13 protein-coding genes are annotated in these 12,874 nt (G+C 58.7%); 4 read left to right on the top strand and 9 right to left on the bottom strand.

The annotated features are described in order from the left end of the window. Position 1: 1 nt before the first annotated feature. The gene (locus ACYVG7_RS02480; RefSeq protein ID WP_460881666.1) at positions 2 to 1,864 is read right to left on the bottom strand and encodes an asparagine synthase-related protein; all 1,863 of its coding nucleotides are present in this window, start codon (positions 1,862 to 1,864) and stop codon (positions 2 to 4) included. Between the two features lie 157 nt (positions 1,865 to 2,021). Between ACYVG7_RS02480 and ACYVG7_RS02475 the strand changes: the two genes are divergently transcribed. After that, positions 2,022 to 2,288 (top strand): PqqD family protein, encoded by a 267-nt coding sequence (locus ACYVG7_RS02475; protein WP_460881665.1) that lies wholly within the window; start codon positions 2,022 to 2,024, stop codon positions 2,286 to 2,288. Further along, on the top strand, positions 2,288 to 4,075 hold the full coding sequence (locus ACYVG7_RS02470) for an ABC transporter ATP-binding protein (RefSeq protein ID WP_460881664.1): 1,788 nt from the start codon (positions 2,288 to 2,290) through the stop codon (positions 4,073 to 4,075). The genes ACYVG7_RS02475 and ACYVG7_RS02470 overlap by 1 nt, the downstream gene beginning before the upstream one ends. A 10-nt stretch (positions 4,076 to 4,085) precedes the next feature. Here the strand turns inward: ACYVG7_RS02470 and ACYVG7_RS02465 are convergent, their stop codons facing one another. Both ACYVG7_RS02465 and ACYVG7_RS02460 read right to left on the bottom strand, forming a co-directional pair. Further along, on the bottom strand, positions 4,086 to 4,532 hold the full coding sequence (locus tag ACYVG7_RS02465) for a lasso peptide biosynthesis B2 protein (RefSeq protein ID WP_460881663.1): 447 nt from the start codon (positions 4,530 to 4,532) through the stop codon (positions 4,086 to 4,088). After that, positions 4,529 to 5,728 carry a nucleotidyltransferase family protein gene (locus ACYVG7_RS02460; RefSeq protein WP_460881662.1) on the bottom strand — a complete coding sequence of 400 codons (1,200 nt, stop codon included), beginning with the start codon at positions 5,726 to 5,728 and terminating at the stop codon, positions 4,529 to 4,531. The genes ACYVG7_RS02465 and ACYVG7_RS02460 overlap by 4 nt, the downstream gene beginning before the upstream one ends. A gap of 152 nt (positions 5,729 to 5,880) precedes the next feature. Here ACYVG7_RS02460 and ACYVG7_RS02455 point away from each other — a divergent pair, with 152 nt between their 5' ends. Further along, positions 5,881 to 6,012 carry a lasso RiPP family leader peptide-containing protein gene (locus tag ACYVG7_RS02455; RefSeq protein WP_460881661.1) on the top strand — a complete coding sequence of 44 codons (132 nt, stop codon included), beginning with the start codon at positions 5,881 to 5,883 and terminating at the stop codon, positions 6,010 to 6,012. Between the two features lie 61 nt (positions 6,013 to 6,073). Here the strand turns inward: ACYVG7_RS02455 and ACYVG7_RS02450 are convergent, their stop codons facing one another. From ACYVG7_RS02450 to ACYVG7_RS02430, 5 genes are all read right to left on the bottom strand, one after another. Further along, positions 6,074 to 7,084, bottom strand: coding sequence for an NAD-dependent epimerase (locus ACYVG7_RS02450; protein ID WP_460881726.1), 1,011 nt, complete (start codon positions 7,082 to 7,084; stop codon positions 6,074 to 6,076). Between the two features lie 12 nt (positions 7,085 to 7,096). Beyond that, the gene (locus ACYVG7_RS02445; RefSeq protein WP_460881660.1) at positions 7,097 to 8,809 is read right to left on the bottom strand and encodes an ArnT family glycosyltransferase; all 1,713 of its coding nucleotides are present in this window, start codon (positions 8,807 to 8,809) and stop codon (positions 7,097 to 7,099) included. 62 nt (positions 8,810 to 8,871) lie between these two features. Further along, complete coding sequence (locus tag ACYVG7_RS02440; RefSeq protein WP_460881659.1) at positions 8,872 to 9,207, bottom strand: lipid-A-disaccharide synthase N-terminal domain-containing protein; 336 nt, start codon at positions 9,205 to 9,207, stop codon at positions 8,872 to 8,874. After that, entirely contained in the window at positions 9,204 to 9,962 is a 759-nt protein-coding gene (locus tag ACYVG7_RS02435) for a glycosyltransferase (protein WP_460881658.1), read from the bottom strand. The genes ACYVG7_RS02440 and ACYVG7_RS02435 overlap by 4 nt, the downstream gene beginning before the upstream one ends. Positions 9,963 to 10,091: 129 nt before the next feature. Further along, positions 10,092 to 10,772, bottom strand: a complete 681-nt coding sequence (locus ACYVG7_RS02430) for an EAL domain-containing protein (protein ID WP_460881657.1) — start codon at positions 10,770 to 10,772, stop codon at positions 10,092 to 10,094. Positions 10,773 to 10,928: 156 nt separating this feature from the next. Between ACYVG7_RS02430 and tcdA the strand changes: the two genes are divergently transcribed. Then, complete coding sequence (tcdA, locus tag ACYVG7_RS02425) at positions 10,929 to 11,750, top strand: tRNA cyclic N6-threonylcarbamoyladenosine(37) synthase TcdA (RefSeq protein WP_460881656.1); 822 nt, start codon at positions 10,929 to 10,931, stop codon at positions 11,748 to 11,750. Positions 11,751 to 11,791: 41 nt separating this feature from the next. On the opposite strand, the gene ACYVG7_RS02420 is transcribed toward tcdA, so the two are convergent. Then, complete coding sequence (locus ACYVG7_RS02420) at positions 11,792 to 12,856, bottom strand: methyltransferase (protein WP_460881655.1); 1,065 nt, start codon at positions 12,854 to 12,856, stop codon at positions 11,792 to 11,794. Positions 12,857 to 12,874 lie beyond the last annotated feature (18 nt).

Below are 12,874 nucleotides of genomic sequence, written 5' to 3'. Positions count from 1 at the left end.
CTTAATAATCCAGTTCGGCATCCCAGCGTTGCTGGCTTTGCTCGATAAACAGGGCGATGTCGAGGATCCGGTGCAGACTGCTGCTCTGGAGGCGAGGAACCGATCGACCAGTGGTGTCCGCCACCAACGCATCGATAGTGTGCAGATCAAATAGCTCGGCGACCGCAGGGATGTTGCGTAACCTAGCCCAGATCTGCCGATAGTGTTCCCCATCCCGTTGGATCCAGAATCCTTCGTCGGGTGCTTGCTCGCCTCGCTGGGTGCGCCAGCGGATGCTGTCGGGTACCCGTCCCTCACCGGCCAATCGGGCCAGCAGACGTGGATAACCCATTCCGATATAGGCTTCTGGCGGATAACGCAGCAGCAGCTCGATCAGAGCGCGATCGGCAAAGGGATCGACGGTAAGCAGATCAAACTGCCACAGGGGATTAGGACCATACACAGGACGAGGTTTGGTCAGAAATTGGACCCGACTGCTCCATTTCCGGGAGGATTGGGTTGGAAAGTGAAAATCCACCTCCTGCCGCCAGCGCGAATTCAACCATTCGGGATTGATGCCATCCGGGATCTGGGTCCGTGGTTGTCGGGAATGCAATTGGCGCAGCGGTGCCGCCACTCCGCACAGCTCGGCTAGTTGCCCCAACCATTGGCGTGGTGTCAGTGGTTTGGCGCGAAGATGTTGCCAAGCCCATCCCAGCAGACCGCGGGGTAGCAAACGCGCCAAACCGCCAGTTCCTGCATAGCTTAAGGAGGCATTACCTTTGCCACCGGTCAGCAGGAGTGCGCAGCCTTGATCTTGGGCGCGACTATATATCTGCTCCAGCCAGTTGTAGTTGGCACAGTTACGCAGCGGATTCCAGCTGCCCTGCTGTTGCTGGCTCAGTTTCCCCAGCAGGCTGGTGTTATCGGCCTGTACGGCATGGTGGCGAATATTCGGATACCGTTTGGCCAACTCCTGAGTCAGGGACCACTCGTCCAGATCCCAATTAGCACGCTGAATATGCTGGTAATCGCCTGGTTGGGGTACCGAGGTGTAACTGTCGAGAGTTTGTCCTCGCTGCGCCAGGATCTCGGCGGCATAGGCCGTGGCCAGAGACGAATCTAATCCGCCGGAGAGGGTGCTGGCTATGGGTTGTCTACCGCGCAGCAGATGTTGCATCGCCTGGGCAAACAGCGCCTGAGCCTCGTCGGCGTAGGCTTGGGGATTGCGGTAATAGAGGTTGTGCTGCAGTGATGGGTGCCACCAGCGCTCAAGACGGGGCTCGGCTCCGGCTTGCAATATGACCCTATGCCCGCCCGGCACATGTTGCAATGCAGACCAGGGGTCGCCCTCAGGCATATGGGCTGTCACCAGCTCGGCGAGTGTGCGCGGATTGAGCTGTTTTGGTACTTGCGGATGCAACAGCAGGGCCTGGCGCAGTGGGCTGGCCAGCAACACCTCGGCGTTTTGATAGTAAAACAGCGGTTGGCTGCCGAGATGATCCACCACCAGATGCAGTGTCCGGTCGCGGCGATGCCAGGCCGCGAAGGAGAAATCCCCATAGATCGAGGGCAGTCCTTCCGCGCCGAAACGGGCCCAATAGTGGCCGATCAGCTCGGCATCGGGTATTTCGCCAGTGACTATTCCCAGTTGCTGCACCAATTTTTCAGGCTGATCCAGCCGCGCCCAGGCGGCTATCAGCCACTCATCCGATTCATAAATCCGGGCTTGTCGCGGATCGTCCCATTCGCTGTGCTGTACTGCGGCAAACAACGCCGTGTTTTCCGCTTCGTCCAGTCGTTGCTGCAGCGGACCGCGTTTTGCAAACAGCAAAGTCAGCTGCTGGCGCAGGGCGGGTTCAAGAGTCGAGCGGATATGATGCAAGAAGGCAAACATTGTTAACAGAATGTGGGCTCGTTAGTATGAGCCGGCATCATAGCGGAAGGGGGTGAATCTGCGCCAGCTATGGGCATGCTCTCTTGCCTGGCATGAGGGAATAGTGGGATGTCTATCCCGTCATGGTTTGTCACAGGAGACATAGATGAAGTTGCAACGTAATCCGGCCGTGCCGAGCACCGAGTTGAATGGTGAGCAGGTGTTTATGGATTTGGAGACCGGCAAGTACTACAGCCTGAAGGATAGCGGACTGGCCATCTGGCAATTACTGGAAGCGCCTCAGGAGGAGGACTCCCTGTATGGTCAATTGGCGGCGGAGTACGGGATTGCCGAAGCACAATGCCGACAGGATTCCGCGCCCTTTATCGAACGCTTGCTGGCGGTGGGTTTATTGATTCGGCAGGCGGATTGATGCCCCAGCGATTGCGCGAATGGTTCATCGATTGTGGCTGGGGGATCCGCCAGCTGCAGTTGGCGGGTTCCCGCTGGTTATGGGGCTGGCTGGGCTTACTGTTCCTATCGGCGGCGGCACCTTTTGCGGTGCTGGCGTTGCTGCATCGGCTATTGCAACAACTTCAGCAGGGCCAACAGGATGGCTTGCTGCCGCTGATGGCCGTGCTGGCGCTCTCTTTCGTGCTGTTACCGCTGTTGAATCAAAGCAAACAGTGGCTCCATGGTCGCTTGGCCGAGCAATTCCAGATCCGGATGCAGGATCAGTTGCATCAGGTGGTCACGGCTCTGCCTTTCGAATTACTGGATCGGCGTGCTACCTATGATCGCATCCATAGGGTGCGGGCTGATTTGCTGAGTCAGCCGCTGCTGCTGGTGGAGCATCTGGGGCAACTGGTTCATGGCGGACTATTTTTGACACTGATTGCCGGTGGCATCTTCTATTACCGTCCCGATATTCTGCTTGGCTTGGGATTGGCAGCATGTTTGGCATTGGTAGTCGGGCTGTGGCATGCGTTGCGACGGGTCGAGCATCACCAGCGTTTTAGCCAGCTGCAGCGTCAAGCCAATTACTTGAGTTATGTACTGACCGACCGTTTGCATGCCGCCGATTTGCGTTTGTTCGGTCTGGGGGAATATTTCCGGCAGCGATTCTTGAAGGCCCAGCAGGCTCAGCAGCAGATGCAGCGGCGGCTGGACAATCAGGGCTGGTGGGTCAATTTACTCGGCGCCTTGTTGCTGGGTTGTGGCCTGCTATGGACCGCTGGCCGTCTCTATCAGAGCTGGAAGTCTGGGCAAACCTCGGTTGCGGATCTGGTGATTTGGGTCCAAACCCTGTGGTTGGCGATCCGCATGCTGGGCCAGTTAGTGGATAGCGCCATCCGGGTGGCACGTGCCGGCCTGTTTCTCCATGAGGTGCGAGATTTCCTGCTGCGGCCGCCGAGCTATCCAGTTTCTTCTCGCCCACAATCGGCACTCTGTCCGGATGTCGATGCGGCAATCTGTTTTGATCGGGTGAGCTTTCGTTATGAGGGGGCCTCCCAGGCTTCGCTACAGGAGTTCTCCTGGTCGGTTCCACGCGGCGAGATTTGTGCGCTGGTGGGTGGCAATGGTGCTGGAAAATCCACAGTGCTCAAACTGTTGGCGGGCCTCTATCACCCGGATAGTGGTGCCATCTGGTTGCAGGGGCAGCGATTGGATCAGTTCACGGCCGAAGAGCGTCAGCAGCGGATTGGCTTGATGTTACAGGAGCCGAGCCGTTTCCAGGGCACAGTGCAGGATAACCTGCTGCTGGATCGTGAATTGGAGCTGGATGCCTGTCAGCCTGCACTGCAAGCCGCGGGTGTGGAGAGCCTGATACACGATTTGTCCGCAGGACTGCACACCAGGCTAGGACGATTGTTTGGCGGTGTCGATCTCAGTGGTGGTGAGTGGCAGCGGTTGTGTCTGGCTCGGGTGCTACTGGGGGAGTGCGAGATTATTTTGCTGGATGAACCGACCAGTGCTCTGGATGGCTGGTCGGAAATGGATTGGTTTGCCCGGTTGCGCCAGTGGGCTCAGGGACGCACCATACTGCTCGTGACCCACAGATTCAGTGCAGCACGACAGGCGGATCGGATCCTGGTGCTGGAAGAAGGTCAGATCGTCGAACAGGGCAGCCATGCCAGCCTGGTGGCTCAAGGCGGCCGCTATGCCGCGGCCTGGTCAGAGCCCAAAGAGGATGCTGCGAGTTACGAAGCGTTGGGTTAACAATCACCACCTAGGGCGACGAATGACTGGCGTGCTGACTAATCAGGGCGTAGGTGTGCACGGGGCCACCGTGTACCACCTCGCCTGCCACCAGGATCCAGGCGTGGGCAGTAAAGGCTTGCTGCTCACCGCGTTTCACGCCGATACAGAGCTGATAGGGGATACCTTGGGCGGCCAACTGCTGGCTCATCACCAAGGATTGCTCGAGGCACTTGGCGCGCCAGGGCACCCAGCCAGCCAGTCGTTGTAGTCGCCGGCTCAGCTGGCGTATCTCGCGCAGCTCAAGGCTCTGAGATAGCGGATATCCCCGTGGTAATTGCCCGAAGAGCTGCTGAATCGGCAGGCCCCGTACCTGCCAGCGTGCCCGGGCGAGAGCCAGCAGCAACTGCCAGGCTTCTCGACGCCTTAGCGGCGAGAGTCTGCGATAGGTGCGGAATGCGCTGAGCAAAGATTTCATCCGTGACGCACCGCCTTTAAATCCGTCCGGGCTATCCACCAGCGGCGAGCCAGTAAGGGCAAGCGCAGCAGCGGGTAGCACCAGTGCCGGTGGGCAGGCAACTGCAACTGCTCGATGTCGCACGGGGCGTACATCAGCCGATCCCGTAGATTGAGCCAGCGCTCCCGTGGCTGGTAACGGGCGTTAAGCTGCCACTGGTAATAGTGCATCCGCCACCGGTCGGAGAGCAGACTTTTACCCTTGAGCTCCGGATAGTCGTGGGCCAGCAGATAGCGACGGGCCTCCAAGGCCATCAGACGGGCTCCGGAGCTTTCTTGTTGTCGAATGGTCTGCATGGCTGCTGTCATCTGTTCCGGCCACAACCACTGGATCAAAGTTACTGCCTGCACCAGCGCATTTTGCAGGCCTAAAATTTCAGCCAATGGCTGGCAACTCTGCCACAGGTTGGGTTGGCGCTCGCTGATGGCCAGAATGTCGCCGAGCCATTTCAAGCGGAACCAGTGATGACGGCTACCGTGATGGATAAGATAGAGAAATTCCGCCTCATCGACCCGGTTCACGGCAAATTGCTCCGGCCACAGCGGCTCGCGGCTGGGCGCCTGTACCGGCTCGAAACGCCAGTGCAGCTCCACCAGTACCTGATGCTGGGGGTGCAACAGGGTCAGATGCCAGTAATGGCGGGCGATCAGACGGCGATTTTCGGTCTGTAAGGGTGGAGTATCTTGCAGCACAAAGCCTTGGTGTTGCAGCAACCCGCAGGCTTGCCAGAGCTGGTCCACAGGGACCAGCAGATCCAGATCCTTGCTATGACGTACGGTGGCATCGCCGTAGAGTCGCTGACTCAAACCTGGCCCCTTCAACACGCGCAAAGCGAGCCTGGCCTGGGCAAAGGCCTGTTCCAGTCGTTGCTGCATGGCGGCCAGTTTCAGCAGGCTCAGCTTCTGTTGCCGGGCTCGTTGTTGCAAGGCTTGCCAATGTGGCCCCAAAAAATGTGCGCCCCAGCGCTCGCCCAAGGTTTCTGCCGCCAATCCCCAGAGCCGGTGATCCTGCAGATAACGCCAGTTGGCATCCAAGTTCTGGGGTTCGCTAGCGAGTTCGGCCAGTTGCCGGTCGCGCGCCCCGGTCTCCAGCGGACGCCAGGCACAGAGGCGCGCCAGTTGCAGGGGGAAGGGCAGTGCTGGGTTTTGGTCAGACATAGGGCAGGGCTCGAGAGAACATCAGCGGCAGATGATAATCAATTGTTACAAATTTGACGATGCCCTCTGGTGCCGAAACGCGATGAGCTGATAACCTGTAGCCAATTTCGATCCGGCGTTGAAAGACTTTATATATACCCAAGGAGAGATTCATGCAGAATCAAAAGGACATTCAAAACGTAAAAACATGGCAGGCACCAGAGCTAATCGAGCTGGGTGATGTCGCAAGTGACACTCAGAACGGCATTGGTCCTAGCTTCGATGGAGTTACCTCTGCATCATGAATGCACTGTAATGTGCTTTAAACAAGAACGCCTCCATTGGGAGGCGTTCTTGTTTGGGGGCTTACTTTGTTAGGTAGAACCTGCGATACCACCCCACAAATTTCTCCAGCCCAACCTTCAAATCAGTTCGTGGTTTGAAGCCGATTGCGGCTTCCAGGGCCGAGGTATCGGCGCTGGTTTCCAGCACATCTCCCGGCTGCATCGGTAGCAAATTCATCTGTGCCGTGACTCCCAGCGCCTGTTCCAGCTGGTGGATAAATTCGGTCAACTGCACCGGTTGGCTATTGCCGATGTTGTAGACCCGGTAGGGGGCGCTGCTCTCGGCCGGGGTGCCGGTTTCTACCGTCCAAGCAGGATTGCGCGTCGGGATCACCTCGGTCAGACGCACCACCGCCTCGGCGATATCGTCGATATAGGTGAAGTCACGGCGCATATCGCCCTGGTTGTAGACGTCGATGGGTTTGCCATCGAGGATCGCCTGGGTGAACTTGAACAGCGCCATATCCGGGCGGCCCCAGGGGCCGTAGACGGTGAAAAAGCGCAGCCCTGTGGTCGGCAGATCATACAGATGGGCGTAACTGTGGCTCATCAGCTCGTTGGCTTTCTTGGTGGCCGCATACAGCGAGACCGGATGATCGACGCTATCGCTGGTGGAGAACGGCGTCTTGCGGTTCAGGCCATACACAGAGCTCGATGAGGCGTAGAGCAGATGACCGACGCCATTCTGGCGGCAGCCTTCGAGCACGTTGAGATGCCCCACCAGATTGGCATCGGCATAGGCGTGCGGGTTGTCGATGGAGTAACGCACCCCGGCCTGAGCCCCCAGATGGATGACCCGCTCGAACCGCTCGCGGGCAAACAGCTCGGCCATTGCCGCCCGATCTGCCAACTCCAGCTTGAGAAAGCGGAAGTTGGGTTGGGTCTCGATGCGGGCCAGCCGTGCTCGCTTGAGGTTGACGTCGTAATAGTCATTCAGATTGTCGATGCCGACCACGTCGTGACCCTGGGCCAGCAGGCGTTCGGCAACATGGAAGCCGATAAATCCGGCGGCGCCGGTGATCAATATCTTCATCATGGGTCTCGCTTATTGGTAGCCGTGCTGGGGCACATAACGGTAAGAGCTGAGTTCGGCGGTCGCTTGCTGGCAGACCGGACGCAGAGCGTCGATGCGATACAGAGTCCAGACTTCGCCGTGACGCAACCCCAACGCTTGGCCCTTGGCCGGGTCGAAACAGGGATCCAGCATACTGGCCGGGGCCAGTAACCAGCGGTTCGGCGCACCTTGTATCCAGTGGGCACTGGCCTGGATCTGGGCCTTGTTCTCAGCCTGATAGGACCAGTGCTGGATGGGGCGATCGGCAAACAGCAGGAACTGCTCGCGGAACTTGACGATCAACAGCTCATCCTGGGCCGGAACCTGGGTGCTGACCTCGCTCATGATGCCGCGTGGGGTACGCACATCGTTCATCAGTGGGTAGGCCCACAGGCTGTAATGCAGCCAGACCACGCTCAGAGTGCCGAGTACTGCACTGAGCGGCGCCCGGTGCAACAGAGTATTCACCAGCAGGCTGCACAGCCCGACCGACAACGCCAGCAACCAGGGATTACTGCCCAGCTCGGCAGTTTTGGCCGCTAGTTTAGGGCTGATCAGCAGGGCGATGGCGACGATGAGGAACAAGCCACTGACCAACCAACCCAGGCCCTGCAACAAACGACGGGGCCAGCGACGCTCCAGCAGCAAAGGCAGCCAGGGTGCGGCCAGCAGTGCCAGAGCTGGAGTCCCCGGCGTGATGTAGACCCCGCGTTTGCCGGGTGAAAAGGAGAAGAAGCAGAGCATCAGCACCAGATAGCCAACCAGCAGGATCACCGCCTTATTACCCTGACGGAACGCCTCCCGGCATTGCCAGATAATCCAGGGCAGCAACAGCGAGAGCGGCAGCCAGAAGGCTGGCACTACCTCGGTCAGGTAGTACCAGAAAGGTTTGACGTGGTGCCAGGCATTGGCATAGCGGGTCACCGTTTGCCGGAACAAAATGTTATTGCGGTAGGCCTCGAAGCTGGCGTCATGGCTGGCGGCGACGGTCAGCACCATGGGGACCAACCACAGGGCGATGGCCAGCCCCATAAACAGTGGACCGACCAGAGCTTTGAGCCAGGCGCTCCGTGGTGCGGAGCAAATGCTGTGGCGATGGGTCCAGAGTGCCGGGATCAGCACCAGCGCCGCCAGAATGCCTACGCCTTTGGTGATGATGCCTAAACCGGCGGCAAACCAGCCCAGGTAGTACCAGCGCCACTCCCCCCCGCATAGCAAAAAACGCAGGAAACCATACAGCCCCAGGGTAATGCAGAAGGTGACTAGCGCATCGATCTGGGCCAGCTTGGCCTGTACCGTGAACTGGACCGTAAACAGCAGTAGCAGTCCGGCGCGAAACGCGGTGCGCGGATCCCAGACCCGACGGGCGATATCGAACACCAGAGCCAGAGAGCCTAGGCCCGCCAGTAGACTGGGTAGCAGAAAGGCTACGCGCATCGAACCGGTCAGCTGATAAAAGAGGGCTATGGCCCACATGAACATCGGCGGTTTATCGGGGTAGATTTCACCACCGCGGAACGGAAACAACCATTGCCCGGACTCCACCATCTGTTTGGCAACCAGAGCAAAACGGGGCTCATCGGCGGGCCAGGGGTCACGCAGTCCCAGACCGGCACCGAGAATGATGAGGCCGAGTAACAAGAGTAACCAGAAGGCTTGGCGTTCGGAGTTGGGCCCGTGCAGGGTGTGCTGATCGGTCAACATAGCGGATCCTTGAGAAGCCAGCGGTGACAGAGGATGCCGGATGGTGATCCGGCAAGCAGGTGTTAGTGCCCCGCCAGATCCCGGTGCCAACCACGGTGTTTGATATCCAGATAGAGACTATAGAGCGCGGTAAAAGCCGGAAACAGGTTCTGCAGCACACCGACTGAATCCTGTTTGGCGGAAAACAGGAAATAGCTCAGCGTCATCAGGCTACCGACCACGCTCATGTACCAGAACAGGCGCGGGATCACCGGTTTGCCGGCGCGCTTGGAGGCGACAAATTGCACCAGCCAGCGGCCGCCAAACATCAGGGCACCAGTATAACCGATGAGTTTCCAGCCGGTGATGTGGATCCCGGTCCAGAACAACCAGGTGATGGGCATATCCAGCCAGTTCATGCTTGGTAGTCCCGAATTTGTACTACTTTGGCGCGGCGCTTCAGCCACCAGACACCGAGCACATCCACCAGACCGACCCATAACCGGTTCCAGACGCCATAGTTGGAGGTGCCGGCCATCCGCGGCCTGTGGTTGACCGGATGTACCCGCATGATGCCGCCTTGGGCCTGGATTAGGGTGGGAATATAGCGATGCATATGGTTGAACGACGGCAGACGCAGGTAGCGCTCGCGTAGTACAGCTTTCAGGCCACAGCCGGTATCCGGTATGCCATCGCGGAGCATGCAGTCGCGGAAGCCGTTGGCCACCTTGGAGGAGAGGCGTTTGACCCAGTCATCCCGGCGGTTCACGCGATGACCGATCACCCCCCAAACCCGGCTGTCCTGCGCCCGGGCCGCCTGCACGGCATCCAGCATGCCGGGAATATCCGCCGGATCGTTCTGGCCATCGGCATCCAGGACCACCAGCCATTCCCCTCGAGCCACCCAGGCACCGCTGATGATGGCCAGGCTCTGACCCACACTCTGTTGGTGACGGATCAGCTTCAGGCGGTCAAATCCGCTCGCGCGCAGGGCCTGCAGTTCATCCCAGGTGGTATCGGTGCTGCCATCATCGATATAGATGAGTTCATAGCTGTAACGATCGTCCATCGCCGCCTGAATTTCGGCGATCAAAGGACGAATATTGTCTGTTTCATTCTTGGCTGGGATAACGATAGAGACAGCAGGAGTTTGCTGGGACAGCAATTCACTCATGATGGAGTCCTTGCAGTTGACGAAGGTCGATGGCGAACCGATGACCGGAGTATTCGGGTGGCTATTCTGCCCCAGCCGATGGCGACTGTAAATTCTCGAACGAGGCGCGGTGGCTGCGATGAAAACTGGTTACACCGTATAACGAGGTATTTCCAAGGTGATGATATCGCGCACTGCATAGCCTTGCAGATAGTCAATCCGTTGTTGACTCAGCGCATGAACCTGGGCTTCATTCTCGACTCGATAGGCGAGTAACGGGATATTGCGCAGCCTAGCCTCCTCCAGACATTGGCTCCAGCGTGGGTGCTGGATCTCGGCCACATTCATGCGCAGCAGATCGAAGGGCAGGAATTGACTGTAGGGGTGCTCCAGATCGCCAATATCCAGCGCAAAATTGATGTTGGCATCGTGCAGGCGGCGCATGGCATTGCGCAGAAGGGGCATATCCTGAGTCTGATCCAGCTCCAGTACGTGTAGCCATAAGGCTGCCGGTTGCAGAGTTTCAACCAGTGTTTCTAACGCCAGTTGAATGTCGGCCTTGGGGAGCGATTCGGCGTACAGGTTCAATAACCAACAGCCGGTATCCGGTTTGATGGCGCTGAGCTCGGTTGCCATCTGACAGACTTGCAGATCCAGCGCATGCCGTAGATCCAGATGCTTGACGATCTTGAGCAGCGCCTGTGGGTCGGCATACTGCTTGAATCGCAGCAACAGTTCATGCCCGAACAACTCGCCTCCGCGATGCAAGATCGGTTGCGCGATGAAGTGCATCTCGGCGCAATTGAGGATGCCAGGTAGTCCTTGCAGCATGCCATCAGCCTCATAGTGAGCGGCGGTTGCTTTGAGTGTAATCCATTCTGCGGGTTTCGGGCTCTCTCGGGCCTGATTTGGGTTCCGCGTTGCGCTTGCTATAATGCCGCCGCTGAGTGACAGCTCGTCAGCTCACCCCCTGCCATTGAGGAAGTCATGAGTCCGGAATACCAACAACGCTTTGGGGGCATAGCCCGCCTATATGGCCAACAGGCCCTGACGCAATTTGCCGCCGCTCATGTCTGTGTGGTCGGCATCGGCGGGGTCGGCTCCTGGGCTGCCGAGGCGTTGGCGCGCTCCGGCATCGGCCAGTTGACCCTCATCGATCTGGATGACATCTGCATCACCAACAGCAATCGCCAGATCCATGCCTTGCAGCAGACGGTGGGGGAGCTCAAGGTCGAGGTGATGGCCGAGCGCATTCGCGCCATCAATCCGGAGTGCCAGGTGCATGTGGTGGATGATTTTGTCACCGCCGAGAATATGGCCGAGCATATTCACAACGACTTCGACTATGTCATCGATGCCATCGACAGCCTCAAGGCCAAAGTTTCGCTGATTGCCTTCTGCAAGTATCGCAAGATCCCGATCATAGTCGCGGGTGGCGCGGGCGGGCAGATGGATCCGACCCAGATCCAGATCGCCGATTTGAGCAAGACCATCATGGATCCGCTCGCAGCCAAGGTGCGAGGGGAGCTGCGGCGCCTGCACAACTTCAGTAAGAATCCGCAACGCAAATTCGGGGTTGATTGCGTGTTTTCCACCGAACAGCTGCGCTATCCCGATGGTGCGGGCGGTGTATGTCTCAGCAAGGCCCAGAGCGATGGCACCCTGAAGATGGATTGCGCCTCCGGCTTTGGCGCTACCACAGTCGTCACCGCCACCTTCGGCTTCACCGCCGTCTCGCGGGTGTTGAAAAAGATTGCCGAGCGCGGCGCCAAGGCCCTGCGCCCGCCGTCAAAGAGCGCGGACGCCTGAGGATTTGGGGCGATTAGCTCTGGAGCATTAGCCCCGAGGCCTCAGCAAGGCGAGGCGATGAGCAGGGTGTGACCACGCCCTATGTGGTCAATCTCGTCATCGATCTTGAATCCGGCCTCGCGCAGACAACGCGTCATTACCTTGGAGTGGTAGAAGCGGCTGTTGCCGTTGGCGAGACAGGTGAAGTAGAGCGAGGTGGCATTCAGGCTGAAGCTAGCGGCCTCGAAGGGCTGGCGATCCCAGAACAGCTCCAGAATGCAGACTCGGGCTTCAGGCTTCATGCTGCGGCGGATCAGCCGCAGAATGGTGACCACCTGTTCTTCGCTGAAGCAGTCGAGGAACTGGCTCATCCACCAGACATCGGCTTCACCCGGCAGTGTCTCGGCGTGGAGCAGATCGGCGGCATGACCGCGAACTCGGTCGCTTAGTCCGGCGGCCTCGATGTTGACCTGGGCCAGTGCCAGCTGTTGTGGCAGATCGACCAGAGTGACCTGCAGCTCTGGGTCGGCCGCGGCACACATCAGAGCCCACTTGCCAGTGTTGCCGCCGACATCGTAGAGGTGCTTGGGTTGCAGCGCCTGCACATGGGGCAGGGCGGTGGCAAAGGCGTTATCGGAATAGAAGTGGTCAAAGTCGAACCAGCTGGTCTTGGCCGGCTCCGGCAGCTGACTGAGCGCCGGGTAGATGGTCGCCCAATCGCCAAACACCTTGAGTCCGGCCGGTTTTCCCTCACGGATCGACTCCAGCAGATGGCCCATCGCCTGATAACAGACGTTCTGGGTAAACTCCATATTGATCCGCGTCATCTTGTCGTGCAGCAGGAAGTGGCCGACCTTGCTCAGGCTGTAGCCATTGGTGTGTGTGTAAATGATGGCTCCACTGACGCCCATATCGAGCAGTACGCCAGCGGCGTAAGGGGTCAAATCACAGGCGGCGGCAGCCATTTCGGTGGAGGCCCCCTCCGGGTGTTGATCAAAGAAGGCGAGCAAGCCGGTTTCACGCAGGCACCAGGCCGTTTGAAACAGAATGGGGGCGAAGGCAATTTTCTGAGCCTCCGTGATGGCATCCAGAGCAGACAACACTGGGCCTGATGTGAACTGGGACAACGATGACTCCTTGAGCGG

This window comes from Pseudaeromonas pectinilytica (genome assembly GCF_054780855.1).
The sequence above is the reverse complement of the archived record's forward strand: the minus strand, read 5'-3'. Positions and strand labels throughout refer to the sequence as shown.